At 63.1% G+C, this 25,056-nt stretch carries 20 protein-coding genes and 1 tRNA gene; 9 read left to right on the top strand and 12 right to left on the bottom strand.

The genetic code is table 11. The features are described from left to right. Window positions 1-8: 8 nt before the first annotated feature. The 8 genes from prmC to argS form a co-directional block, all read right to left on the bottom strand. Window positions 9-881, bottom strand: a complete 873-nt coding sequence (gene prmC, locus WBN73_RS05845) for a peptide chain release factor N(5)-glutamine methyltransferase (RefSeq protein WP_337339712.1) — start codon at window positions 879-881, stop codon at window positions 9-11. A 33-nt stretch (window positions 882-914) separates the two neighbouring features. Further along, on the bottom strand, window positions 915-1,988 hold the full coding sequence (gene prfA / locus WBN73_RS05840) for a peptide chain release factor 1 (protein ID WP_337339713.1): 1,074 nt from the start codon (window positions 1,986-1,988) through the stop codon (window positions 915-917). Between the two features lie 252 nt (window positions 1,989-2,240). Beyond that, a complete protein-coding gene (gene rho / locus WBN73_RS05835) occupies window positions 2,241-4,409 on the bottom strand; it encodes a transcription termination factor Rho (protein ID WP_207593909.1) in 2,169 nt (722 codons plus the stop codon). Between the two features lie 302 nt (window positions 4,410-4,711). Then, window positions 4,712-5,686 carry a homoserine kinase gene (gene thrB, locus WBN73_RS05830; protein WP_280623090.1) on the bottom strand — a complete coding sequence of 325 codons (975 nt, stop codon included), beginning with the start codon at window positions 5,684-5,686 and terminating at the stop codon, window positions 4,712-4,714. A 2-nt stretch (window positions 5,687-5,688) separates the two neighbouring features. After that, on the bottom strand, window positions 5,689-6,792 hold the full coding sequence (gene thrC, locus WBN73_RS05825; RefSeq protein WP_207593911.1) for a threonine synthase: 1,104 nt from the start codon (window positions 6,790-6,792) through the stop codon (window positions 5,689-5,691). After that, window positions 6,793-8,109, bottom strand: a complete 1,317-nt coding sequence (locus WBN73_RS05820) for a homoserine dehydrogenase (RefSeq protein ID WP_207593912.1) — start codon at window positions 8,107-8,109, stop codon at window positions 6,793-6,795. Continuing rightward, window positions 8,102-9,574 (bottom strand): diaminopimelate decarboxylase, encoded by a 1,473-nt coding sequence (lysA, locus tag WBN73_RS05815; protein WP_337339714.1) that lies wholly within the window; start codon window positions 9,572-9,574, stop codon window positions 8,102-8,104. The genes WBN73_RS05820 and lysA overlap by 8 nt, the downstream gene beginning before the upstream one ends. Before the next feature lie 4 nt (window positions 9,575-9,578). After that, entirely contained in the window at window positions 9,579-11,243 is a 1,665-nt protein-coding gene (argS, locus tag WBN73_RS05810; protein WP_207593914.1) for an arginine--tRNA ligase, read from the bottom strand. A gap of 217 nt (window positions 11,244-11,460) precedes the next feature. Between argS and WBN73_RS05805 the strand changes: the two genes are divergently transcribed. The 6 genes from WBN73_RS05805 (at window position 11,461) to WBN73_RS05780 (ending at window position 16,099) form a co-directional block, all read left to right on the top strand. Beyond that, window positions 11,461-11,952 carry an FMN-binding protein gene (locus WBN73_RS05805; protein ID WP_207593915.1) on the top strand — a complete coding sequence of 164 codons (492 nt, stop codon included), beginning with the start codon at window positions 11,461-11,463 and terminating at the stop codon, window positions 11,950-11,952. Between the two features lie 4 nt (window positions 11,953-11,956). Beyond that, a complete protein-coding gene (locus WBN73_RS05800; protein WP_337339715.1) occupies window positions 11,957-12,829 on the top strand; it encodes an FAD:protein FMN transferase in 873 nt (290 codons plus the stop codon). Continuing rightward, window positions 12,826-14,328, top strand: coding sequence for an FAD-dependent oxidoreductase (locus WBN73_RS05795; RefSeq protein ID WP_337339716.1), 1,503 nt, complete (start codon window positions 12,826-12,828; stop codon window positions 14,326-14,328). Before WBN73_RS05800 ends, WBN73_RS05795 begins: the two co-directional genes overlap by 4 nt. A gap of 121 nt (window positions 14,329-14,449) precedes the next feature. Continuing rightward, window positions 14,450-14,522 (top strand) — tRNA-Arg (locus tag WBN73_RS05790). A gap of 155 nt (window positions 14,523-14,677) precedes the next feature. Next, window positions 14,678-15,718 (top strand): M4 family metallopeptidase, encoded by a 1,041-nt coding sequence (locus WBN73_RS05785; RefSeq protein ID WP_242703335.1) that lies wholly within the window; start codon window positions 14,678-14,680, stop codon window positions 15,716-15,718. Window positions 15,719-15,796: 78 nt separating this feature from the next. Beyond that, on the top strand, window positions 15,797-16,099 hold the full coding sequence (locus WBN73_RS05780; RefSeq protein WP_207593918.1) for a protealysin inhibitor emfourin: 303 nt from the start codon (window positions 15,797-15,799) through the stop codon (window positions 16,097-16,099). A 31-nt stretch (window positions 16,100-16,130) separates the two neighbouring features. Here the strand turns inward: WBN73_RS05780 and WBN73_RS05775 are convergent, their stop codons facing one another. Further along, a complete protein-coding gene (locus WBN73_RS05775) occupies window positions 16,131-17,099 on the bottom strand; it encodes a GlxA family transcriptional regulator (RefSeq protein ID WP_207593919.1) in 969 nt (322 codons plus the stop codon). 81 nt (window positions 17,100-17,180) lie between these two features. Here WBN73_RS05775 and WBN73_RS05770 point away from each other — a divergent pair, with 81 nt between their 5' ends. The 3 genes from WBN73_RS05770 (at window position 17,181) to hrpA (ending at window position 22,501) form a co-directional block, all read left to right on the top strand. Continuing rightward, on the top strand, window positions 17,181-17,351 hold the full coding sequence (locus WBN73_RS05770; protein ID WP_198318235.1) for a hypothetical protein: 171 nt from the start codon (window positions 17,181-17,183) through the stop codon (window positions 17,349-17,351). Window positions 17,352-17,544: 193 nt separating this feature from the next. Then, a complete protein-coding gene (locus tag WBN73_RS05765; RefSeq protein ID WP_207593920.1) occupies window positions 17,545-18,537 on the top strand; it encodes a helix-turn-helix transcriptional regulator in 993 nt (330 codons plus the stop codon). 13 nt (window positions 18,538-18,550) lie between these two features. Further along, window positions 18,551-22,501 (top strand): ATP-dependent RNA helicase HrpA, encoded by a 3,951-nt coding sequence (hrpA, locus tag WBN73_RS05760; protein WP_337339717.1) that lies wholly within the window; start codon window positions 18,551-18,553, stop codon window positions 22,499-22,501. Window positions 22,502-22,561: 60 nt separating this feature from the next. Here the strand turns inward: hrpA and WBN73_RS05755 are convergent, their stop codons facing one another. From WBN73_RS05755 to WBN73_RS05745, 3 genes are read right to left on the bottom strand one after another with little or no spacing between them, the layout of a single operon-like run. Continuing rightward, entirely contained in the window at window positions 22,562-22,990 is a 429-nt protein-coding gene (locus tag WBN73_RS05755) for an HIT family protein (protein ID WP_337339718.1), read from the bottom strand. Continuing rightward, window positions 22,987-24,135, bottom strand: coding sequence for an NAD(P)-dependent alcohol dehydrogenase (locus WBN73_RS05750; protein WP_280623100.1), 1,149 nt, complete (start codon window positions 24,133-24,135; stop codon window positions 22,987-22,989). Before WBN73_RS05750 ends, WBN73_RS05755 begins: the two co-directional genes overlap by 4 nt. Beyond that, the gene (locus WBN73_RS05745; RefSeq protein WP_337339719.1) at window positions 24,132-25,040 is read right to left on the bottom strand and encodes a sulfurtransferase; all 909 of its coding nucleotides are present in this window, start codon (window positions 25,038-25,040) and stop codon (window positions 24,132-24,134) included. The genes WBN73_RS05750 and WBN73_RS05745 overlap by 4 nt, the downstream gene beginning before the upstream one ends. Between the last annotated feature and the right edge of the window lie 16 nt (window positions 25,041-25,056).

The raw sequence follows: 25,056 nt of genomic DNA, 5'->3' as shown, positions 1-25,056 counted from the left end.
CTATTCTTTCACTCATCAGGGTCAGTGCTTGCCAGCACCGCGCTGGTGGCACGTTCCTTGCCGTTCAGGTCACAATGCGTGGTGACGTTGTTCCAACGTCCGGAGCGTCGCAGCATCCCGGCGATCCAGCCGGCCTGGACTTCGGCGTGTTCCATTACGAAGTAGCCGCCGGGCTTCAGGAGCCGGGCCGCGGAGGCCGCTGCCGCCGTCGGGAGTTCCATGCCGTCCGCTCCCCCACCGTACAGTGCCTCGGGAGGATCGTGGAGCGCGACTTCAGGTTCTGTGGGTATCGCCTCAGCCGGGATATACGGCGGGTTGGAGACGACGACGTCGAAGGTTCCGTTATGTTCGGGAAGCGCGTCCCTAAGGTCGCCCTGGATGAGGGTGACGCCCAGCGGCTCCAGGTTTTTCGCAGCCCAGGCATGCGCGAAAGTACTGTATTCCACGGCGTGGACGTCAGAGCCCGGTACTTCGTGGGCGATCGAGCCGGCGATCGCACCAGATCCGGTGCCAAGATCCACCACTTTGGGGTTCGGGATTCCTGCCACGTGGTCAATCACCAACTGGACTACCGATTCCGTTTCCGGCCGGGGTATGAAGACACCCGGACCCACACGCAACTCCAAGTACCGGAAATGGGCGACGCCGGTGATGTGCTGCAGGGGAACGCGGCCGGCCCGCTCCTGCACCAGTTCCCCATAACCATCAGGTGCGGGAGTATCGCCCAACAGCATGGCCCGCAAGCGTCCCAGCCCCACACCCAGCAGGTGTTCGGCCAGCAACTCCGCGTCCACGCGCGGCGAGGGGACACCGGCGTCGGTGAGAACGGCAGTAGCCTCGCGAACCGCGTCCGCGAGGCTCTGGCCTGGGTAAAACGTCATGGATCTACTCTGCTGTTGATATGCGGCAGGGTGCTATTCGCCGATGGCATCCAGGCGTGCTTGCTCGTCCGCCTCAATGGCCGACTGGATCACGGGCTCCAAGTCGCCGTTCATGACGGCGTCAAGGTTGTACGCCTTGTACCCTGTGCGGTGGTCCGCAATGCGGTTTTCAGGGAAGTTGTACGTGCGGATGCGCTCCGAACGGTCCATAGTGCGGATCTGTGACTTCCGCTGCTCCGAGTTGGCGGCGTCGATCTGTTCCTGCTGGTGGGCCAGGAGGCGGGCACGGAGAACCCGCATGCCGGCTTCGCGGTTCTGCAGCTGGGACTTCTCGTTCTGCATGGCCACCACGATGCCCGTGGGCAAGTGGGTGATGCGCACAGCGGAGTCGGTGGTGTTCACGGACTGTCCACCCGGACCAGAGGAACGGTAAACGTCGATCTTGAGATCGTTCTGGTTGATCTCAAGCTCTTCGGGCTCGTCCACTTCAGGGAGTACCAGCACGCCGGCAGCCGAGGTGTGGATGCGGCCCTGGGATTCGGTCACGGGCACGCGCTGCACACGGTGCACCCCACCTTCGAATTTCAACCGCGCGAAGACTCCCTGCGCAGGATCGTTCGAGTTGCCCTTGATGGCCACGGCAACGTCCTTGTAGCCACCAAGATCGGATTCGGTGGCCGAAATCATTTCGGTCTTCCATCCCCGCGACTCGGCGTAGCGCATGTACATTCGCAGAAGGTCACCGGCGAACAAGGCAGCTTCGTCACCACCTTCGCCACCCTTGACTTCAAGGATGACGTTGCGGGCATCGTCAGGATCACGAGGGATCAGCAGACGGCGCAGGCGCTCCTGCGCCGCGGGAATCTGCTCCTCCAACAGCACAACCTCGGCAGCGAATTCAGGATCCTCATCAGCCATCTCTTTGGCCGCTTCCAGATCATCATTGAGCCCGCGCCACTTGTTGTACGCCTCCACAATGCCCTGGAGCTGGGCAGACCGCCGCCCCAACTTCCGGGCCGCGGACTGATCGGCATAAACAGCAGGATCACTCAACTGCGCCTGAATAGCAGCGTGCTCATCAAGCAATCCCTGTACGGACTCAAACATTTTCAAACCTCTTTCGACTTCTACAAGTCTAATAACTGCACAGTGGGGTCACGCACAGCCCATCTGGGGCCCGCTGGGCCGTTTCTGACCTCACGTGGTGTCGGGCCAAGGATTCCTTAAACAAAGACCGCTCAAAATATGCCGGCCAGGGAGTGGCTTCGGGCCTGCCGGAGCCGGGTAGCTTCCGATCGTAGATCGGAAGCTACCCGGCGTAGGGGCGGGGCCGGCATATTTTGAGCGGTTAGAGCACAGCTATTTGTCGTTGTCCGACTTCGCTCCGAGTGTCGTCTTCTGAACCTGCATGAGGAACTCGACGTTGCTCTGCGTCTCCCGGATCTTGTTGGTCAGCAGCTCAAGGCTCTGCTGCTGCTCCAGGCCGGAAAGGACGCGGCGCAGCTTCCACATGATCTTGACTTCTTCAGGCGAGAGGAGGTTCTCTTCGCGGCGTGTGCCGGACGCGTTGACGTCCACGGCCGGGAAGATGCGCTTGTCTGCCAGCTGGCGGGACAGGCGGAGCTCCATGTTGCCGGTGCCCTTGAACTCTTCGAAGATGACTTCATCCATCTTGGAGCCGGTCTCCACGAGGGCCGTTGCCAGGATGGTCAGCGAACCGCCGTTTTCGATGTTGCGGGCAGCACCGAAGAAGCGCTTGGGCGGGTACAGGGCTGCGGAGTCCACACCACCGGACAGGATACGGCCGGAGGCCGGTGCTGCCAGGTTGTAGGCGCGGCCCAGGCGGGTCATGGAGTCCAGGAGGACTACAACGTCCATACCCATTTCCACGAGGCGCTTGGCGCGTTCGATGGAAAGTTCGGCAACCGTGGTGTGGTCGTCGGCGGGACGGTCGAAAGTTGAGGCAATGACCTCACCCTTGACGGTGCGCTGCATGTCCGTAACTTCTTCGGGACGTTCGTCAACCAGCACCATCATGAGGTGGACCTCAGGGTTGTTGGTGGTGATTGCATTCGCGATGGACTGCAGGATGAGCGTCTTGCCTGCCTTCGGCGGCGACACGATCAGGCCACGCTGGCCCTTGCCGATCGGGGCCACGAGGTCAATGACACGCGGGCCGATCTTCTTGGGATCAGTCTCAAGGCGGAGGCGCTCGGACGGGTACAGCGGTACGAGCTTGGCGAACTCGACGCGGTCCTTGAGCTCTTCCGGAGTCTTGCCGTTGACGGAAGTGACGCGAACCAACGCGTTGAACTTCTGTCGGGCCGACTGCTGGCTGCGGTCTTCGCCGTCACGCGGTGCACGGATGGCGCCGACAACGGCGTCGCCCTTGCGGAGGTTGTACTTCTTGACCTGTGCCAGGGAGACGTAAACGTCGTTCGCCCCGGGGAGGTAGCCGGACGTACGGATGAACGCGTAGTTCTCCAGGACGTCCAGAATGCCGGCTACGGGAAGCAGGACGTCGTCCTCGGTGACCTCGACGTCGTCGACGTCCGGTCCCTGGGCGCGGCCACGACGACGTTCGTTGCGGTCGCGGAAGCGGTCGCTGCGGGTGTTACCGTCACGGCTGTCCTGACCTCCCCGACGGTCGCTGCGGTCGTTCTGGTCGTTGCGGTCACGACGGTTGCGGCGGTTGCGGCGGTTGCCGGTGTCATCGCCATCGTTGGTGTCTTCACGGCGGCCGCGGGTGTTGTCACGGCGTTCGCGCTGCTCGCCCGAATCCGACTGTTCACGCTGCTCACGCTGTTCGTTGCGGTCGGCGCGCTGCTCACGCTGCTCGGTGCGGTCGGCACGCTGCTCACGCTGTTCCGTACGGTCAGCACGCTGCTCCGTGCGGTCAGCGCGCTGCTCACGCTGCTCGGCCGCGGGGGCTTCTGCCGCTTCAGCAGGTGCTGCAGCAGCTTCGCCACGGCGGCGGTTGCGGGTGCGCGGCTGGCGACGCTCGGTACCGGACTCAGCCGCTTCAGATGCTGCCGGTGCTTCGGCAACCGGCGCAACTGCGGTTTCAGCGGGCGCAGCAGCGGCCTCAACAGCAGCTACTACACCATCACTGGTGGCGCGGCGGCTACGGCCACGGCCTCGACCGCGGGGGGCTTCCTGGGCCGGAGCCTCGGAGGCAGCATCGGCAACAGCACCGTTTTCGGCAGCCTTAACCTTGGTCTCCCCTGCAGCCTTGGCATCCACGGCCGGAGCTTCCTTGGCCACAGCAGTGGTTCCCTTTGCCGGGGCACTGGCCTTGGCGGGTGCCTTGGTAGTGGAGGTGCCGGCGCGATGGGCGGAAATGGCGGTCACCAGATCCCCCTTACGCATACGCGATCCCCCAGAGATGCCCAACTGGCTCGCGAGAGCCTGAAGCTGGGCGAGCTTAAGGCCTGCAAGGCCGCTGCTCTTGGTGGTTGCTGCTGTTGACGACTCAGCAGCAGAAGATGTTGTGTCCACAGCTGAAGCCAGCTCAGTGGTTTCTGTCACGAAGGATCCTTCCCCCTCGACGGCGTCCAGAGCGAGAGCTGGACGCGATGATTTGTTCTGGGCTGCAGTTCAGATCTGCAGCCGGTGATTTGGGCCGTGCCTGATGGATTGTGGCCAACAGGGCCGGATACTGATCGTCATCACTGGATCCGGTTGCCCGGACTGCCGGCTGTAGGTTCAGGGAACAGAGAGATCTCGGCACCTGAGACTGGCCGGAAAGAGACGACACCACCAACGTTGGCACAGTTGACGAAAGGTACGGCGAAACACCGAGATCCGAAATCAGGGAACTGCCCGCGGCTTTACCGGCGGTGCACTTCCACTCTAGCACCTTGAACGTCCACAGCCAGTGTCATCACACGCCAGCCAATGTCTGGTGTGTTGGACGCCGTGTAGGACTCAATGAAATCCGCAACAGTGGAGGCTTCACGTTCCCCGTTGGCCAGCACCATCACAGTGGGGCCCGCACCGGAAACAACGGCCGCGTGGCCTGCGGACCGAAGAGCTGCGATGAGGTCGGCGCTGGGAAGCATAGCCTGTGCACGGTAGCTCTGGTGGAGGTAGTCCTCGGTAGCAGGCAACAGGAAGGCCGGCTGCGCCGTGAGGGCGTGGATCAGCAGGGCGGCGCGTCCGGAATTCATGGCCGCCGCATGATGGCCCACGGAGGCAGGGAGCAAACCGCGTGCCGTCTCCGTGGACAACTCAAAGTCGGGGACGGCGACTACCGGAATGACTGAAGGCGCAACGTCTGCCCTGGTACTGCTGTACTGCTCGCTGTCCTGCCAGGACAGCGCCAGTCCGCCGAAAATGGCCGGTGCGACGTTGTCCGGGTGGCCCTCCATCTCGCTGGTCAGCTGCAAGATCCAATCGCGATCCTTCCGCGATTCCTCCGGTACCAAGGCATTGGCTGCGGTCACCGCCGCCACCACGGCAGAAGCTGAGGATCCGAGGCCACGTCCGTGCGGATTGACGTTGTCCGCAGTGATCTTCAGTCCGGAGTGCTGGTAGCCAAGGCGATCCAGCGCCAGATCAATGGCGCGCACCACGAGGTGGCTGGAATCCCGGGGAAGGGTTTCGGCCCCTTCACCGGAGAGCTCAAACTCGAGCTCTCCGGTGCTGAGGGTTTCCACCGTCAAGGTGTCGTAAATCGACAAGGCCAAGCCGAGGCTGTCGTAGCCGGGGCCCAGGTTGGCGCTTGTACCGGGGACCTTGACGGTCAGCCGCTGGCCTGCCGCGACGAGCGCACGATCAGTCGCGGTGGGCTGCGTTGATTCCACTCTTACTTTTCTTCCAGTCCCAGTTCTGCGGCAACGGTGACGACATCGTTCGGCACCTTGACGGGTTGAACATCGCTGCCATCGTCAGTGCGGAGGGCCCACTGCGGGTCCTTGAGTCCGTGACCGGTAACCGTGATGACGATGGTCTTCCCGGAGGGAACCTCGCCTGCAGCGTGCTTCTTGATGAGGCCTGCGACGCCGGCAGCGGAGCCGGGTTCCACGAAGACGCCCTCCTTGGCGGACAGCCAGCGGTGGGCAGCCAGGATCTCATCATCCGTAACGGCCTCAATCAGGCCACCGGATTCGTCGCGGGCGGCAACAGCGGTGTCCCAGGACGCCGGGTTGCCGATGCGGATGGCAGTCGCGATGGTGTCCGGCTCAGTGATCGGGTGTCCGGCAACAAATGGCGCCGCCCCTGCAGCCTGGAAGCCCCACATGATGGGCGTCTTGGTGGCGACAGCCGCCAAGGTCCCGTTGGCGGTCTCGAAGGGCGCGGAATATTCCTTGTAGCCCTTCCAGTAGGCGCTGATGTTGCCGGCATTACCGACAGGCAGAACATGGATGTCAGGAGCATCGCCGAGTGAGTCGACGATTTCGAAGGCACCGGTCTTCTGGCCCTGGATACGGGCGGGGTTGACGGAGTTCACCAGGAACACCGGGTAGGACTCACCCAGTTTGCGGGCAATGTCCAGGCAGTTGTCGAAGTTGCCGTCAACCTGCAGCAAGGTGGCGCCGTGCGCGATCGCCTGGCTCAATTTGCCCATGGAGATCTTGCCTTCGGGAACCAAAACGGCACACTTCAGCCCGGCCGCAGTGGCGTAGGCAGCTGCCGAGGCAGAGGTGTTACCGGTGGACGCACAGACCACTGCCTTGGCCCCGGCTTCAACTGCTGCCGTCATGGCCATGGTCATGCCACGGTCCTTGAAGGAACCCGTGGGGTTCATGCCTTCAACCTTCAGGTACACCTCTGAACCGGTGAGCTCGGAGAGCTGCCGTGCATGGACCAGGGGCGTGCCGCCCTCGCCGAGGGTAATGACCTTGGTGGCTTCCGTTACGGGCAAACGATCAGCGTATTCGCGGATTACTCCGCGCCATTGGTGAGCCACTTAGACCCCTTCTACCCGCAGTACGGATGTCACAGAATTGATGACGTCCAGGCCCTTGACGGCCTCGACGGTTGCTGCGAGTGCAGCTTCGGATGCACGGTGCGTCACGATCTTCAGCTCAGCCGATTCAACGTTCGACTCTGCGTCGCGGTGGATCGTCTGCCGCATGATCTCGATGGAGACACCGTTTTCCGCAAAGATGTGCGCAATCCGCGCCAATACGCCGGCTTGGTCAGCTACGTCCAATCCGATGTAGTAGCTGGTGTTGGATGCGTCGATGGCCAGCGCCGGGACGTGCCCCGTGGTGGTTTCCGTGCGGCCCGGGCCACCAAGGACCAGGCGCCGCGCTGCGGAGACGAGGTCACCAAGTACGGCAGAGGCGGTAGGAGTTCCGCCTGCACCCTGCCCGTAGAACATCAGTTCGCCGGCGTTCTCCGCCTCGATGAAGACTGCGTTGAAGGCGCCGCGGACGGCGGCCAACGGGTGTTCCCGCGGCAGCAGTGTGGGGTGGACCCGCACTGAGATGCCGCCGCCGTTTTCTGCTGAGTCGATCTTCTCGGCAATCGCCAAGAGCTTGATGACGAATCCGGCTTCCTTGGCAGAGGCGATGTCCGCCGCGCTGACCTTGGTGATGCCTTCGCAGTAGACATCGTCCAGGGAAAAGCGTGTGTGGAAGGACAGGGAGGCCAGAATGGCTGCCTTCGCCGCGGCGTCGTGTCCTTCGATGTCGGCAGTGGGATCCGCTTCGGCGTATCCGAGCCGCTGGGCTTCGGCCAGTGCGTCAGAGAACTGGGCACCGGTGGTGTCCATCTGGTCAAGGATGAAGTTGGTGGTGCCGTTGACGATGCCCAGGACCCTGGTGATGCGATCGCCGGACAGGCTGTCGCGGATGGGGCGCAGGATGGGGATGGCACCTGCTACCGCGGCTTCGTAAGACAACTGGACACCGGCTTTGTCAGCCTCTTCGTACAGGGTGGGGCCGTCCTGCGCGAGCAGGGCCTTGTTGCCGGTGACAACACATGCGCCGTTCTGGATGGCCGTCAGGATCAACGAACGTGCTGGCTCAATGCCTCCCATGAGTTCGATGACCAGGTCTGCATCCTTGACCAGGGTGTCGGCATCCGTGGTGAAAAGTTCACGCGGCAGTTCGACGTCACGCGGGGCATCGATGGTGCGTACGGCGATGCCCGAAAGTTCGAGGCGGGCGCCGCTGCGGGCGGCCAGGGCGTCGGCGTCGTCAATCAGAATCCGCGCGACCTGGGCCCCAACGTTGCCACAGCCCAGCAGGGCCACCTTCAAGGTTCGCACTTCAGACATTCGCCACTCCCATGTCGCGGTTCAAGAGATCTTCTTCGGTTTCCCCGCGGACAATCAGCCGGGCAGCTCCGTCGCGTACAGCGACAACGCCAGGCCGTGCCAGGTAGTTGTAGTTGCTGGAGAGGGCCCAGCAGTAGGCGCCGGTACCCGGTACTGCGAGCAAATCACCGGCTGCCACATCCGCGGGCAGATATACATCTCTAACAACTATGTCGCCGCTCTCGCAATGTTTGCCCACTACGCGGGACAGCTGGGGAGCCGCTGAGGAGTCACGAGAAGCCAGAATCGCCGAATAATCCGCGTCGTACAGCACCGGACGGGCGTTATCGCTCATCCCGCCGTCCACTGACACATAACGGCGCGGATACGTAACGTTCTTTTGACCGTCCTCACCCTCAGGGGCGTCAACCCGCACGGTTTTGAGGGTGCCTACTTCATAAAGCGTGAACGTAGTGCTGCCTACGATCGCCCGTCCAGGTTCGATGGAGATGCGCGGCGGCGTGATGTCCAACCTGGCGCATGTGGAACGCACGACGGCGGCCATCGCCTCCGCGATCTCGGCCGGTGGGCGGGGTGTGTCCACCGGGGTGTACGCGATGCCATAGCCACCCCCGAGGTCCAGTTCCGGCAGGACAATGGAGTACTTGGTCTGCATGGCCGCGAGGAAACCCAGAAGCTTCTCCGCAGCGACGGCAAAACCATCCGGCTCAAAGATCTGCGAGCCGATGTGGCAGTGCAGGCCGAGCAGTTCGACGCTTGAGTAGGAGGTGGCTGCTGCCACAGCTTCCTCGGCTGCCGAAAGACCAGCTTCCTCGGTGGAGTCTTCCGCCATGGAGAGGCCAAATTTCTGGTCCTCGTGTGCGGTGGCGATGAACTCGTGGGTATGCGCATGCACACCAGGTGTCAGGCGCAGCATGACCTTGGCAACCTCGCCGCGGCCGGAAGCTATTTTGGCAACCCGCTCGAGCTCATCGAGGCTGTCCACCACGATCCTGCCCAGCTTCATGTCCAGGGCGCGGTTGATCTCCGCGTCCGACTTGTTGTTGCCATGCAACCCCAGATTGGAGCCATCAATTCCCGCACGTGCAGCGACAGCTAGTTCGCCGCCGGAACAGGTATCCAGGCGCAGGCCCTCTTCTGCTACCCAGCTTGCCACGGCGGTGCACAGGAAGGACTTCCCGGCGTAGTAGACGTCCACTCCCCCGCAAATATCGGCGAAGGCGGCGTCGAAGGCATCCTTGAATGCCCTGGCGCGGGAGCGGAAGTCCGATTCGCTCATGACAAACAGTGGAGTTCCGAACTGTTCCTTGAGCTCACTGACGGAAAAACCGTCAACTGTGACCTCACCGGCGTCGTTCTTTCCAACTCCGGCGGCCCACAGGGGTTCCTGCAGTGCGTTGAGGTCCTCAGGTACGGCCAACCATTCGGGAGCGAGCGGAGAAGCGTGATCAGCTGCTGTGTTCATTGCCCTACATCCGTTCCGGCGCCGAAACGCCCAGCAGTTCGAGTCCGTTGGCAAGTACCTGGCTGGTGGCGTCATTGAGCCACAGGCGCGTGCGGTTCACATCAAGGACGGGATCGTCACCCTGCGGCGACACCCGGCAGGCGTCATACCAGCGGTGGTAGGCCCCGGCAATGACTTCCAGGTGGCGCGCCACACGGTGCGGCTCGCGCAGCTCAGCAGCCTTGGCCACGATGGACGGGTAGCTGCCCAGATAGGACAGCAGCTCATTTTCCGTGGCGTGGTCCAGGAGCGATGCGTCGAATGCATCCACTCCATCAACCTGGCGTTCTACACCGGCTTCGGCAGCGTTGCGTGCCGTGCCGCGGGACCGCGCGTGGGCATACTGCACGTAAAATACCGGGTTCTCGTTGCTGTGCTTCTTCAGCAACTCCGGATCCAGCGTCAGCGGCGAGTCGGCCGGGAAACGGGCCAGGGAGTAGCGCACGGCATCCTTGCCCAGCCAGGAAATGAGGTCCTTGAGCTCAATGATGTTGCCCGCACGCTTGGACAGCTTTGCGCCGTTTACCGAGACCAGTTGGCCGATGAGAACCTCGATGTTGGCCTCGGGATCATCGCCCGCGCAGGCCGCAATGGCCTTCAGACGGTTGATGTAGCCGTGATGGTCGGCGCCGAGCAGGTAGATCTTCTCAGTGAAACCACGGTCCTTCTTGGAAAGGTAGTAGGCAGCGTCCGCGGCGAAGTAGGTCGGTTCGCCATTGGCGCGGATCATCACGCGGTCTTTGTCGTCACCGAAGTCGGTGGTGCGCAGCCACACGGCACCACCGTCGTCAAAGACGTGGCCCTGCTCGCGAAGGCGGGCAACAGCGGATTCGATCGCACCGGCGTCGTGCAGTTCCTTCTCCGAGAAGAAGACGTCGAACTCCACGCCGAAGTCCGCCAGGGTCGTTTTGATGTCCGCCATCTGTGCCTCATAGGCAGCCGAACGGATCACAGGGAGGGCGGCCTCGTCCGTCAGTTCCCGGATGCCGGGGTGGGCCTTCAGGACTTCGTCGCCGAGCTCTCGGATGTATTCACCCGGATAGCCGCCCTCAGGGACGCCGCGGCCGTGCAGCCGGGCAAGGACAGAGTTGGCGAAGACATTCATCTGCGAGCCGGCGTCGTTGATGTAGTACTCAGCGGTGACGTTTGCACCGGAGGCGCGCAGGACCCTGGCGATCGCATCGCCCAAGGCTGCCCAACGGGTGTGCCCAATGTGCAACGGTCCTGTGGGGTTCGCGGACACGAATTCCATGTTGACCACGCGTCCCGCGAGCGCCTGGTTGGTGCCGTAGCTGGATCCGGCCTCAACGATGGCCTTTGCCAGGGCACCGGCGGTGGCGGCGTCCACTGTGATGTTCAGGAAGCCGGGACCGGCTATTTCCACCCCTGTGACACCGGGGATGCCCTGGAGGTGATTGCTGAGGATCCCGGCAAATTCGCGCGGATTCATCCCGGCCTGCTTGGAGAGTTGCAGGGCGATGTTGGTGGCCCAGTCTCCATGATCCCGGTTCTTTGGTCGCTCCACTCGCACGGAATCGGGCACGGCAGATTCCGTCAAGGTAATTTCGCCGGTAGAGACGGCGTCCTTAAGGCAGGCGGATATGGCAGCAGAGAGTTCTTCGGGAGTCACGCATCTAGCCTACCGGGGGCCCGCAAAGTCGCGGAATTGAGGGTCGCTTATGTGGACAATGTGGACACAGCCAACGCACAGGAACGTATATCGGGCGCCACAGACTGAACCATTACGCTGAATTCAACGTTGTGAAGACGTAGGAGGTGGCCTCGTCCGTCATCCCGCGAGTACCAATCCCATGACCATTTCTTGTCCAGTTGAAACGAGCAGAACCATGACTACGCCACTCCGCAAGAGCATTTACTCCGGAATTGCCGGCCTTTCACTCATTGGTGCCGTGGCGGGCTGCGCGCCGTCTGCGCAGTCCCCGTCCGCTGAATCCACGCCGGCTGCCGAGAATGGCGGCCAGGCCAGCACGTCCAGCCCCACCTCTTCCTCTACCGCGTCCGGCTCCACTGCCGCGGGCACCTCGGTATACAAGGACGGAACCTACAGCGCCGACGGCACGTACACCTCGCCCAATGGCCAGGAGACCGTGGGCGTGGAATTGACGCTTGCCGGTGACAGGGTGTCCGCGGTCAACATCACCACGCACCCTTCGAACCCCAACACCAAGAAGTTCCAAGGCGAGTTCGCCAGCGGCATTTCGGCGCAGATTGTTGGCAAGAACATCGACGAACTCAATGTCTCCAAGGTGGCTGGTTCCTCCTTGACGTCCGGCGGGTTCAACGATGCCGTGAAGCAGATCAAGTCCCAGGCCAAGTAGCACCATGCCGCACGCGGACTGGAGCTCCTTCAGTTTTGACGGCATCGGGACGCGGTGGGAGATTTCGACGCCGGAGGCGCTGGCACCCGCGGTGCGGCACCAACTGCTGGAAACAGTCGGTGACTATGACGCGACGTATTCGCGGTTCAGGCCGGACTCCCTGGTGTCCGGCCTGTCCCGCGAACCCGGCAGGATTACCTTGCCCGGGCATGCCGTAGCCCTCCATGAGGTCTACGCCGCCCTGTATCGGCTCAGCGGGGGCGCCATGACCCCCCTCATCGGCAGCAGCCTGGAAAGGCTTGGCTACGATCCGGGTTACACGTTGGCCCCCTCCGGAGATCCCCTGGCCCCGCCACGCTGGGAAGACGTCCTTGAGTGGACGGATACGGCACTGACCGTCACCGAAGCAGTGGTCCTGGACATTGGGGCTGCGGGGAAGGGGCAGTTGGTGGACCTGCTGGGCGGGATCCTGCAGTCAACCGGCCATTCTGAATTCCTGGTGGATGGGAGCGGCGACATGCTCCATGCGGGCACCCACCCTGTGATGGTCGCCTTGGAACATCCCTATAATCCCGGCCAGGCCATAGGCACTGTTGAGCTCCATAATTCAGCCCTCTGCGCTTCGGCTTCCAACCGGCGCGCCTGGGGCGATGGCCTGCACCACGTCCTGGACGGGACTACAGGCCGGCCCATCCACACCATGGTGGCTACCTGGACCATGGCTGCGAGCGCATTGGTGGCGGATGCGTTGGCCACTGCCTTGTTCATGCTTGAACCGGCCCAGTTGCAGGAGGAGTTCGATTTCTCCTGGCTCAAGGTGTCCTCCAGTGGTGCCGCCACATTTTCGCACCGTTTCGAGGGGAGACTGTTCACATGATTGCCGCTAAGTCCCGCGTAGACACCTGGTTGGGCCGCTTCACGATGTACCGCTTGATTCTGTGGGTGCTGGGTGCGCTCGTGGCCTACAGCATGCTCCTCAACATTCTGGGCTGGCTGACGTTCGGCCTCCCCGAGATGCTGGTGCATCTGGCGCTCTGCCTGACGGTAACGTACGCGTCCAACCGACTGCTGGCGTTGATCTTACGCCTACAGCCGCACACGGAGTCCTCCCTGATTACGGGATTGCTGCTCTATTTCCTGTTCTGGCCCGCCTTCGGAGTCACTGACATGACAGGCGTGGCCCTGGCCTGCGTGGTGGCCAGCGTCTCCAAATATGCGCTGGCCTTCCGTGGGCGTCACATCTTTAATCCGGCCGCGGCCGGGGCGTTCGTCACTGGCCTGACCGGGTTGAACATCGCCACGTGGTGGGCTGCGACCCCGGCAATGCTGTGGCTCCTGGTTCCCGGCGTGCTGGTTGTTCTGTACCGCACGCGAAAAATGTTGATGGCGACAGTCTTCCTGGTGGTGGCTGCCGGCATCATCACCGTGGAGCTCCTGAGCCGCAGCATGAGCTTCGGACAGGCACTGTGGCAGTCCTTGGCGCAGAGGCCTCTGCTGTTTTTCGTGGGCTTCATGCTCTCGGAACCGCTCACCCTCCCTCCCCGCCGCTGGCAGCAGTTGGCCCTTGCCGGTGTGGTGGGTGTTGTGTTTGCGGTTCCATATAACTTCGGCTTTGTTGCCAACTCCCCCGAACTCGCTTTGTTGCTGGGCAACCTCCTGGCCTTCTTCCTGGGCCAGCGTGGCGGGGTGGAACTGACGTTCAAAGGTTCGCGTGCCCTGACCCCGGGCAGCACGGAGTTCAGGTTTGAGCCACAGCGCCCGGTGCGGTTTGCTGCAGGCCAGTACATGGAGCTCAACCTGCCGCACCGGGCTTCCGACGGCAAGGGCCGCCGGCGGGTCTTCAGTATCACCAGCGCCCCGGGCGCCCCGGAAGTGACCTTTGGAGTTGGCACGGCCGAGCCGCTGTCCACGGCAAAGAAGGCGTTGCTGGCTTTGAAACCCGGCGACAAACTCTCTGCCACGGCCGTAGGCGGGGACTTTGTTCTACCGCACGACGCCGGCAAACCGGTCCTGCTGATCGCTGCAGGAATCGGCATTACGCCGTTCCTCTCGCACCTGTCCGCTGACGCCGCGCCCCGCGACACCGTGGTGATGTACCTCGCCAAAGGTCGCGATGAGTTGGCCGGCGTGGAGCAGCTGGAAGCCTCCGGGGCCAGGGTGATCGCCAGGCTGGCGGACGGTTCCGCTCCCCCGGCGTTCATGGTCGACGCCGGTGCCGCCAGAATCGACGCGGAACGCCTTAAGGAGTTGGTCCCCGACATTGCCGATCGCGAAGTTTTCGTTTCCGGCTCACCAGCGAGCGTTGATTCGCTGCGTGCCGCTGCCCGCACTGCAGGGGCGCGCCGTATCCACGTCGATTCGTTCGCCGGGTACTGATGCGAAGGGCCGGTCCGGTGGTCCAGGGCGGGGATTGCCGCCGGTGGGTCGGGTTTTCATTTGCGGCGCAGTGACTGCTAAGCTCTAGGACGTCCCACCGGCAACGGAGGGAACCCTGGATGCCCTCGTAGCTCAGGGGATAGAGCGTCTGCCTCCGGAGCAGAAGGCCGTAGGTTCGAATCCTATCGAGGGCACAACGAATACCCCGCCAGTGAACTGGCGGGGTATTTTTGTGTTCCGGTGCCGGCTATCAGTTCGGGGCTTGCCGGACGTTCACCGCGATATTGTCGGAGCCTGCTTTTAGGCTGAATCCAGTTGGTCTTTCCGATAGCCAAAGGGGTTTGCCGTGATGTGTTCGATCGTTCCTCCGTACATGCTTCGCAGGATTGCCGCCCAGAGCGAGCCACGGCTGCGGGCCGTGGCCAGGGCAGCAAAGGAGTCGCTGCTGCACATCAAAGACCTGCAGGCCATCCGCACAGCGCCCATCCCTGCGGCGCCGCCCAGTGCCCGCCAGGCAAAGCCGGGCCCGCCCAAGCGGACTATTTTCGATGCCGAATCCACGGAGACCTTGCCCGGCCGTGTTGTCCGTAAGGAAGGCGCCGGGCCTGTTGGGGACATGGCGGCGGATGAGGCCTACGACGGCCTTGGCAGCACACACCGCCTGTATGGGGAAATCTTCGGCAGGGACTCCATCGATGATGCGGGCCTCGCCCTCGATGCCACTGTCCACTACGGAAAGCTCTACGACAACGCCTTTTGGGACGGATCGCAAATGGTCTTTGGCGATGGCGACGGCCAGATCTTCCAACGCTTCACCAAGTCCGTCAGTGTCATCGGCCACGAACTCGCCCACGGGGTGACCCAATACACGGCCAATCTTGCGTACCGGAACCAGGCCGGTGCACTCAACGAGTCCATGTCTGACGTCTTCGGTGTCCTCGTGGAGCAGTACCTGAAGCAGGAGACTGCGTCGAAAGCCAGCTGGCTCATCGGTGAGGGTCTCTTCACGGACCAGGTCCAAGGCGCTGCCCTGCGCTCCATGAAGGCGCCGGGCACCGCTTACGACGACGACGTCCTCGGCAAGGATCCCCAGCCGGACTCCATGGACACCTACGTGCGCACCAGCGCGGACAACGGTGGGGTGCACATCAACTCCGGCATCCCCAACAAGGCTTTCTACGTGGTGGCCTCGGAACTCGGTGGCAATGCGTGGGAGGCGCCCGGCCAGATTTGGTACGGAACATTGACCAGCGGCTCCCTCCCCGCGACCTGCACCTTTGGAAAGTTCGCGAAGACCACCGTGGCCACCGCCGGGGAACTTTTCGGATCCGGTTCCGCGGAGCATGACGCCGTCCTCAAGGCGTGGGAGACTGTGAAGGTCAAGGTTTAGTCGGTCGGCGGACCGGACAGCTTGGTGCGGTCCCGCTGGCTGGCTGACGAGGAAACGTCGAACGAGAAGCAGCCGGCCATGAAGATCACCGTCCAACGCAGTGGGGGAATTGCAGCGATGACGCGCGTCTGGAGCGTGGACGCAGTCTCCCCCGATGACAAGGAACGGTGGGTTCCCATGGTTGAGGCTTGCCCATGGGAGGAAGCCAAGAGCCAGTCACGGGCGGCCAACCAACCGGACAGGTTCATGTACTCCATCAGGGCAGGCCAACGCCGGGCCACCCTCCCGGACCGCGCCGTCACCGGGCCTTGGCAGGAACTGGTGGAATGCGCCAAAGCCGAGGGCTCTGAGTCCCGCGGCCGCCTGGGAGGCAGACGCTGACAGCCAAGGGCGTACTGAACGCAGCGCGTCCCTAAATAGCCTCCGCCAACTGCCCACGGAAAGCACGGCGATAACTCTGCGGGCTGGTATCCAGCACCTTGGTGAAATGGTGGCGGAGCAGCACAGAATGTCCGAACCCCGCTTCCCTGGCAATTTCGTCGATGTTCAGCTCTGTGGTCTCCAGGAGTTCCTGGGCCCTGAGCACCCGCTGCGAGTTCAGCCAGGCAGCCGGAGTAGTTCCCGTCTCTGCCCTGAAGCGGCGGGCGAAGGTCCTCGGTGACATGTGGAGGCGGGCCGCCAACTCGTTCACGCTGTGTTCCTCGTCGAGGTGCTCAACCATCCACCGGAGGAGTTCCTCCATGGGCGCGGATCCGCATCGAGGCATGGGCCGGTCAATGAACTGGGCCTGGCCGCCATCGCGATGCGGCGGAACCACCATGTCCCGGGCAATGGCGGCAGCTACGTTGGCTCCCAACTCGACCCGAACCAAGTGGAGGCAGGCGTCGATGCCGGCCGCCGTGCCTGCGCTGGTGATGATGGTTCCATCCTGCACATAGAGGACGTTCTCGTCCACGATGGCCCCGGGGTATCGGCTGGACAGATCCTGTGAATAGTGCCAATGCGTGGTGCACCGACGCCCTTCCAGCAATCCAGCACGGGCCAGGGCGTAGGCCCCGGAGCAGATGGACATCACCCATGCGCCCCGTGCGTGGGCTGCCCGCAGAGCGTCCAGGACCGATTCGGGGACGTCCCGGTCCCGGCCGAAAGGCGCCATGATGACGAGGTCCGCATCAGCGGCTGCTTCCAAGCCCAGGTTGACGTGGAGGGACAGCCCGGACTTCATGCGGATATCCCCGGGCTCCGGCGCGCATACCCGGAAGTCGAAGGCCGGAACTCCAACGCCCCGATCCGATCTGTCAATGCCGAAAACTTCGAAAGCCGTGCCAAATTCGAAGATCGAGAAGTCGGGAACAACGATCACCGCCACTGATTTCAACATATCTCCAGTGTGGCAGAAAATTATCTAAATGGGGCATTTCTGCCACTGTTTCTTGACCTTCCACAGGAGCAGGCTGGAGGCATGGAAATCTTCGGAATCATCCTCTTCATAGTCCTCATCACCGCCGTCGCGGCCACTGTTTCAGCCTTGCTGAAGGATGGCCGCGGCCATAACCCGCCCATCCAGTCCAAGGAGCCCTGGAGCGCTTTCGACGCTCCCAGCACCCCGTACTGGAACCCCCGCATCTACTAGGACATGCAGGCTCACTGCACACCTTCGTCAAAACCAACCCCACCAGCCAACGCCGGCAACCCACATTGTCCACCCGACGCCCGCCCGTTCACGGAATTTTGCGCAGATTCCCCGAACGGCGGGCGTCTTTCTACCTGCCACAGGTAGTGGAACTGTCGTCCGTGCCGAAGCGAGATGGACTAGATTCACTTGCATGATCCAAACCTCTGCCCGCCTCCTCCAGCTGTTGTCACTGTTGCAGGTGCGCCGGGAATGGACAGGTCCGGCTCTGGCGGACCGCATGGGCGTCACCGAACGGACCGTGCGCCGCGATGTCGACAAGCTCCGTAACCTGGGATACCCCATCCATGCGTCCCCGGGGATCGCAGGCGGTTACCAACTGGGGGCCGGTGCGCAGCTGCCGCCCCTGCTGCTGGACGACAACGAAGCCCTGGCAGTTGCACTGGGGTTGAACTCCGTAGCTGCGGGACCCGTCGCCGGCATTGGCGAGGCCTCCGTTCGTGCCCTGGCAAAACTGGAACAAGTATTGCCTTCCCGGCTGCGCCCGAAGTTCGCCATGCTGAAAGCAGCAGTCACCACCCTTCCCAGCAACGCGGCCACGGTTGACCCGCAACAGCTGACGGTGGTTTCAGCCGCGATATCGGACAGGCGCCAGATCTCTTTTGACTACGTCAAGTCCGACGGTGAATCGGCACGCCGCCTCGTGGAACCCTACCGGCTGGTGGACACCGGCCGCCGTTGGTACCTGGTCGCCTGGGATGTGGAACGGGACGACTGGCGGACCTTCCGCGCGGATCGTTTTGCTTCCCTGCCGTCCGAACGCAAAAAGTACCTGCCCCGCCCCTTGCCTGCCGAAGACCTTGCAGCCTACGTGCAGCAGTCCATCACCCGTTCCCCCTACAGGTTCGACGTCGTGGTGCGGCTCCGCGCGCCGCTCGCGGAGGTGGCCGCCGTCGTCAGTTCACAGTACGCGACGCTGGCCGCTGACGGTCCGGCAGCAACCATCCTCCGTTCCGGGTGGGACAACCTTGCTGCACCGGCCGCTTACCTTGCCGCACTGGACATGGACTTCGAGATCCTGGAACCGGAGGAGTTCAGGTCATTCGCCCGCCATCTCTCCCACCGGCTCACCGCGGCGGCGGGGACTGTGACGGACACAGCGGACGGGGAACCGCGGCCACAGTAGACTGGCAGCAGCCATGACACTTCATATTTCCTACCCCGCTGAGCTGCCCGTATCCGAGCGCCGCGAGGATCTGATGGCGGCCATTGCCGCAAACCAGGTGACCATCATCGCCGGCGAGACCGGTTCCGGTAAGACCACCCAGATCCCCAAGATGTGCCTCGAACTTGGCCTTGGAGACAAGGGCCTGATCGGGCATACCCAGCCGCGCCGCCTGGCAGCCCGTACTGTCGCAGAACGCATTGCCTCGGAACTGGACGTTGAGATCGGCCAGGAGGTGGGCTTCCAGGTCCGCTTCACCGGTGAGGTCAGTGCGTCAACCAAGATCAAGCTGATGACCGACGGCATCCTCCTCGCGGAGATCCAAAGGGACAAGCTGCTGCGCAAATACAGCACCATCATCATCGACGAAGCCCATGAGCGCAGCCTCAACATCGACTTCATCCTGGGTTACATCAAGCGCATCCTCCCCCAGCGCCCGGACCTCAAGATCATCATCACCTCGGCCACCATCGATCCCCAGCGCTTTGCCAAGCACTTCGGGAGTGAGGAAGCCCCAGCGCCCATCATTGAAGTTTCCGGCCGGACGTATCCGGTGGAGATCCGCTACCGGCCGCTGTCCCAGCCTGCCGGAGGGGATGAGGACACCTCTGACGATGAACTCGAAGAAGACCGGGATCCCCTGGATGCGGTGTGCGACGCAGTGGACGAGCTCGCCAAGGAAGCTCCCGGCGACATCCTGATCTTCTTCTCCGGTGAACGCGAAATCCGCGACGCCGCCGAGGCCATTAACGGCCGCATCCAGAGCAACCGCCGCCTCGCCGGGACCGAAGTACTGCCGCTTTTTGCGCGGCTGAGCCTGCAGGAGCAGCACCGGGTCTTCAATCCGGGGGGCAAACGGCGCATCATCCTGGCTACCAACGTTGCTGAGACGTCGCTGACCGTCCCGGGCATCAAGTACGTGATCGACACCGGCACCGCACGTATTTCGCGCTACTCCCACCGGACCAAAGTCCAGCGCCTGCCGATCGAGCGCGTCTCCCAGGCGTCGGCCAACCAACGCTCAGGCCGTTGCGGGCGCGTGTCCGAAGGCATCGCCATCCGTTTGTACTCAGAGGAGGACTTTGAGTCGCGTCCGCAGTTTACGGACCCGGAAATCCTTCGAACCAACCTCGCCGCGGTCATCCTCCAGATGACCGCCATGGGCGTTGCCCGCAGTCCCAAGGACGTGGAGAACTTCCCCTTTGTGGAGCCACCGGATTCCAGGGCAATCAACGACGGCGTGACGCTCCTGCGCGAACTCGGTGCCTTGAGTTCGCCCAAGTCAGGAGACGCAGGAGCGGGTGGCCGCGGCGGCGGCGGCCTCACCGCCGTGGGACAGAAACTGGCCCAACTGCCCGTTGATCCCCGGCTTGGCCGCATGATCGTTGAGGCAGGCAAGCGTGGCTGCGTCCGCGAAGTCATGATCCTGGCCGCTGCGCTCACCATCCAGGACCCCCGCGAAAGGCCGACGGACAAGCAGCAGCTGGCCTCGGAAAAGCACGCACGCTTCCGCGATGAGATCTCGGATTTTACAGGCTTCCTCAACCTGTGGAACTACATCCAGGAAAAGCAACGCGAGCTGTCCTCCACCCAGTTCCGCAAGCTCTGCCGCAACGAGTTCATCAACTATCTGCGGGTCCGCGAGTGGCAGGACCTCTTCACCCAGCTCCGGCAGCTGGCCAAGCCACTGGGCATCGCGCTGGACAACAAGCGTGAAGCCGATCCTGTGGGCAACTACGAGGGCATCCACATCAGCCTGCTCTCGGGGTTGCTGAGCCACATTGGGCTCCTCGATGAGCGCAAGCGCGAATACGCCGGTGCGCGTGGCAGCCGCTTCGCCATCTTCCCCGGTTCGGCCTTGTTCAAGAAGTCTCCGGCTTTTGTCATGGCAGCGGAACTGGTGGAAACCAGCCGCCTGTGGGCCAGGGTCGCCGCCAAGTTCGATCCCCTGTGGGCTGAACAGGTAGCTCCCGACCTGGTGAAGCGGTCCTACAGCGAACCTCACTGGTCCTCACGGCAAGGCGCCGTCATGGCCCACGAGAAGGTCACCCTTTACGGTGTCCCGATCATTCCCAACCGCAGGGTCAACTACGGACGGGTTGATCCGGAGCTCTCCCGCGAACTGTTTATCCGGCACGCGCTGGTGGAGGGCGAGTGGAAGACCCATCACAAGTTCTTCCACCGCAACCGTGCCCTGCTCCAGGAAATCGAAGAGCTCGAGACCCGCATGCGGCGCCGCGACATCCTCGTGGACGACCAAACGCTCTTCGAGTTCTACGACGCACGCGTGGGCAAGGAAGTGGTCTCCGAGAGGCACTTTGATAAGTGGTGGAAGGACGCCCGTCAGGCCGATCCCACGCTGTTGGACTTCGACCAATCCCTGCTGATGAGCGAAGATGCAGATGGCTTGGACGACTCCGCCTATCCGAAGACCTGGGTGCACAAGGGCTTCGAGCTCCCCTTGAGCTACGAGTTCCATCCCGTGGCGCCAGGGTCGGCGCCCAACCCATCGGACGGCGTCACTGCCGAGGTTCCCGTGCTGTTCCTCAACCAGCTGGACGACGCCCCGTTCCGTTGGCAGATTCCGGGCCAGCGGGTAGAGCTTGTCACTGCCCTGATCAAGTCGCTGCCCAAACAGGTGCGGAAGAACTTCGTCCCGGCCCCGGATGTGGCCCGGCAGGCAACCGCGGCACTGGAAACGGACTTCGACCCCGCAACCGATGAGCTGGAGCCTTCCTTGGAACTGGTGCTCCGCCGGCTCCGCGGACACGTCATACCGCCCGGTTCCTGGAACTGGAACGCCGTACCGCCGCACCTGCGCGTGAGTTTCAAGGTGGTGGACAGCAAGGGCAAAATCCTGGACGAAGGCAAGGACCTCGCTGAACTCCAGGAAAAGCTTGCCCCCGCCACTCGCCGCGCCATCGCCGAATCGCTCGGCGCCACCCCAGCCACCACGGCGGCCAAGGCCGGTAAGGGAGCGGGAGCCTCTGGCCTGGCGAACGGTCAAGGGGCTGCGGCCAAGGCTTCGCCCACCGGCAATCCCGACGGCGTAGTAGCCGAACGCAGCGGAATCACTGGGTGGGACTTCGGCACCGTGGAACGGCAGGTAACACGTACCGTCAAGGGCCACGCCGTCACCGGCTTCCCGGCGGTGGTCGATGAAGGCAAGTCCGTGGCCCTTCGGGTCTTCCAGACCAAGGCCGAACAGGAGGCCGCCATGCGTGGCGGCGTCATCAGGCTTCTGGCACTGCGGATTCCGCCTCCTGACCGCTACGTGCTGGAGCATCTCAGCAATATGGAAAAGCTGACCTTCAGCCAGAATCCGCACGGATCTGTCAGTGCCCTGATCGCGGACTGCGCCCTGGCCGCCATCGACAAACTGACGCCCCAGAACCTGCCGTGGGACAGGAAGTCCTTCGATGCGTTGTATGAAGTAGTCCGTGCGGAACTGATCGACACCGTGTTTACGGTGACTGCCGTCGTCGAACGCGTTCTGGCAAGTACGCGGCGCATCCAAAAGGCGCTGAAGTCCAACGCCAGCCTGCCGCTGATCAGCGCCCTCAACGACATGAAGTCCCAGCTGGAGCAGTTGGTCTTTCCTGGCTTTGTGGCACAGACGGGCTACGCACAGCTCAGCCAGTTGCCGCGATACTTGCAGGCGATCGAAAAGCGGCTCGAAAAGCTCCCCGGCAACGTGCAGCGGGACAGCTTGAACATGGCGATTGTGCAAGCGCTGGAGGATGACTATGACGATGCGGTGTCCGCCCTTCTGCCCGGACGACGCGCAGGCACTGAGTTAACCCGGGTGCGCTGGATGATCGAAGAACTGCGGGTCAGCCTATTCGCCGTAGAACTCGGAACCGCCTACTCCGTCTCGGAGAAACGCATCCGTACGGTGCTGAACCAGGCGCTCGCCCCGGCCTAGCATCGGTCAAAAACCCGGCGGCGCTGATTCAGCACCGCCGGGTTAACTTTGTCGAAGGTCTCAGTCCTGCGGGACGGCGTCCCCATGCCCGGCCGAACGCAAGGCAGCACGAAGCCTCACGGCCGTGGCATCCATGATGGCGGGATCCGGATTGTGGTCCACGTTGTGGATCTCGAAGTCTGCAGTGGAATAAGCCGGCCACACGTGGACATGCAAGTGGTCCACCTCAAAGCCTTCCATCAGAACGCCTACTCTTTTGGCGTCAAACAGGTCCTCCTGGACCTTCCCGATGCTTTGCGCAACATCCATGACCTTGGCCAGCAGCTCGGGACGCGCGTGGGTCCATGAATCGACTTCTTCACGCGGCACCACCAGCGTGTGCCCTTGCGTCAGCGGTGCAATAGTCAAGAAAGCCACCACTTCGGCGTCCTTCCAGACGAAGCGGCCCGGAATCTCCCCGTTGATGATCTTGGTGAACAGTGTGCTCATGCGTCTGCCCTTTCGGATGGGTCCTGGAGTGTTGAGGTGTCCAGCACGAAACGGTACTTCACATCACCGGCCACCATGCGGTCGTAGGCCTCGTTCAGCTGGTCGGCCCGTACCATTTCGATGTCGCTGGCAACACCGTGTTCCGCACAGAAGTCCAGCATTTCCTGAGTTTCCTCGATGCCGCCAATCAACGAGCCTGCATAGGCGAGCCGGCGGCGGATGAGCAGTCCGGGGCTGACCGGAGGCATCTCATCCGCGGGAAGGCCCAGCTGGAAGAGCGCCCCGTCCAGGCGAAGCGTGCGGAAGTAGGGGTTGAGATCGTGCGGTGCAGCAACAGTGTCAATAATGACGTCGATGCTCCTGTTGGCCGCTTCCATGGCATCGGCATCCTTGGACAGGACCACGTGGTCGGCGCCCAGCTCCCGGGCAGCGTCAAACTTGGATTCAGAGGTGGTAAAAACTGTCACTTCCGCCCCCATGGCCTTGGCAATCTTCACAGCCATATGTCCCAGGCCACCCAAGCCCACCACGCCCACGGCGTCGCCTTCTTCCACATCGAAATACCGCAGCGGAGAGTATGTGGTGATCCCGGCACACAGCAAAGGGGCTGCCGCTGCCGGATCAAGGGCTTCGGGAACACGCAGCACGAAGCGACGGTCCACCACTACCGACGTCGAGTAGCCGCCTTGGGTGATGGCGTCACCGTGCCGGGGGTCTGCGGCCCCATAGGTACCGATGTTGCCCCGCTCGCAGTATTGCTCCAGGCCGTCAAGGCAGCTCTCGCATTCACGGCAGGAGTCCACCAGACAGCCGACGCCGACGTAGTCGCCCGGCGTGAACTCCTTTACGTCGGAGCCCACGCGGGTTACCCGGCCCACAATTTCATGGCCGGGAACCAGAGGGTATGGAGGAACCCGCCATTCTCCGCGCGTCGCATGGACGTCGGAGTGGCACAGTCCGCAAAACTCAATCGCGATCTCTACGTCATCTGCGGTGGGTGCCCTCCTCGCAAGGGTCAGGGGCACCAAGCCGCTGTCCGGGGACGTGGCACCGTACGCAGCAGCCAGGGTGGTGCTTCCGGTGTCACCGGTGTCCAGGGTGATGGGTTTGGCAAGGGGCGGGGGAACGGGGCGTCCTGGAGTCATGCTCCGACGCTACTCCCGGCAGCTGTGCTTCTGCCACTCGGCCCCACGCCGTCCCCGGAGCCTTCCTTCAACGGCTCACTGCCCACGGCCACCGGGTTGCCGGGGTTGTTGGACCACTGCGAGAAGGATCCCGGGTACAGGGCGGCTTTGTATCCGGCGATGTGCAGTGCCACGATTTCATGGCTCGCTGTGACGCCGGATCCGCAATAGACCGCCACAGGGGACGAGCCATCCACGCCCAATGCTTCGAAACGACGGCGGAGCTCTTGGGCCGGCAGGAATGTTCCGTCGGGTGCGAGGTTCCCTGTGGTGGGGGCGCTCACGGCGCCGGGGATGTGCCCTGCCCGCGGATCAATCGGCTCTACTTCGCCCCGGTAGCGCTCCCCCGCCCGGGCATCGAGCAGGACTCCGCTCCGGTGCCACTGCGCGGCCTCGGCTTCGTTGATGACCGGCAGGCGTCCTTCGCCGAGGGAAACACTTCCGGCCACGGGCCTTGCCTCACCTGTCTCCTCCGGGTGACCGCCGGCGCGCCAGGCGGCGAGGCCGCCGTCGAGCAGGTAGACAGATTCCAAGCCCGCATTTCGCAGCATCCACCAAACGCGGGCCGCGGCCATGCTTCCGCTGTTGTCGTAAGCAACCACGGTATCGCCGTCGTTGATGCCCCATTGCCGCGCGGCATCCTGGAACCGTTCGGTCGTTGGCAACGGATGCCGGCCACGGCCTGGCTGCGCATGGTCGGCAAGCTCTGTGGGGAGGTCCACGAACACGGCGCCGGGCAGGTGCCCGGCCAGGTACTCGCTGTGCCCGTCCGTCCGGCCGAGCACCCAGCGGACATCCAGAAGCACGGTCCGCTCCCCTGAATCGAGGCGATTGCGCAGTTCGGGGGGACTTATCAGCGTGGACATCTTTTCTCCTTCATTC

The sequence above is a fragment of the Paenarthrobacter sp. CCNWLY172 genome (assembly GCF_037402035.1).
Lineage (GTDB): Bacteria > Actinomycetota > Actinomycetes > Actinomycetales > Micrococcaceae > Arthrobacter.
Note: the sequence above shows the minus strand (reverse complement) of the source record. Positions and strands in the feature narration are given on the sequence as shown.

Coding starts and splice junctions, on each gene's coding strand:
- prmC (WP_337339712.1), bottom strand. CDS start 881: ATGACGTTTTACCCAGGCCAGAGCCTCGCGGACGCGGTTCGCGAGGCT.
- prfA (WP_337339713.1), bottom strand. CDS start 1,988: ATGTTTGAGTCCGTACAGGGATTGCTTGATGAGCACGCTGCTATTCAG.
- WBN73_RS05820 (WP_207593912.1), bottom strand. CDS start 8,109: ATGTCTGAAGTGCGAACCTTGAAGGTGGCCCTGCTGGGCTGTGGCAAC.
- lysA (WP_337339714.1), bottom strand. CDS start 9,574: ATGAACACAGCAGCTGATCACGCTTCTCCGCTCGCTCCCGAATGGTTG.
- WBN73_RS05805 (WP_207593915.1), top strand. CDS start 11,461: ATGACTACGCCACTCCGCAAGAGCATTTACTCCGGAATTGCCGGCCTT.
- WBN73_RS05800 (WP_337339715.1), top strand. CDS start 11,957: ATGCCGCACGCGGACTGGAGCTCCTTCAGTTTTGACGGCATCGGGACG.
- WBN73_RS05795 (WP_337339716.1), top strand. CDS start 12,826: ATGATTGCCGCTAAGTCCCGCGTAGACACCTGGTTGGGCCGCTTCACG.
- WBN73_RS05785 (WP_242703335.1), top strand. CDS start 14,678: ATGTGTTCGATCGTTCCTCCGTACATGCTTCGCAGGATTGCCGCCCAG.
- WBN73_RS05780 (WP_207593918.1), top strand. CDS start 15,797: ATGAAGATCACCGTCCAACGCAGTGGGGGAATTGCAGCGATGACGCGC.
- WBN73_RS05775 (WP_207593919.1), bottom strand. CDS start 17,099: ATGTTGAAATCAGTGGCGGTGATCGTTGTTCCCGACTTCTCGATCTTC.
- WBN73_RS05770 (WP_198318235.1), top strand. CDS start 17,181: ATGGAAATCTTCGGAATCATCCTCTTCATAGTCCTCATCACCGCCGTC.
- WBN73_RS05765 (WP_207593920.1), top strand. CDS start 17,545: ATGATCCAAACCTCTGCCCGCCTCCTCCAGCTGTTGTCACTGTTGCAG.
- hrpA (WP_337339717.1), top strand. CDS start 18,551: ATGACACTTCATATTTCCTACCCCGCTGAGCTGCCCGTATCCGAGCGC.
- WBN73_RS05755 (WP_337339718.1), bottom strand. CDS start 22,990: ATGAGCACACTGTTCACCAAGATCATCAACGGGGAGATTCCGGGCCGC.
- WBN73_RS05750 (WP_280623100.1), bottom strand. CDS start 24,135: ATGACTCCAGGACGCCCCGTTCCCCCGCCCCTTGCCAAACCCATCACC.
- WBN73_RS05745 (WP_337339719.1), bottom strand. CDS start 25,040: ATGTCCACGCTGATAAGTCCCCCCGAACTGCGCAATCGCCTCGATTCA.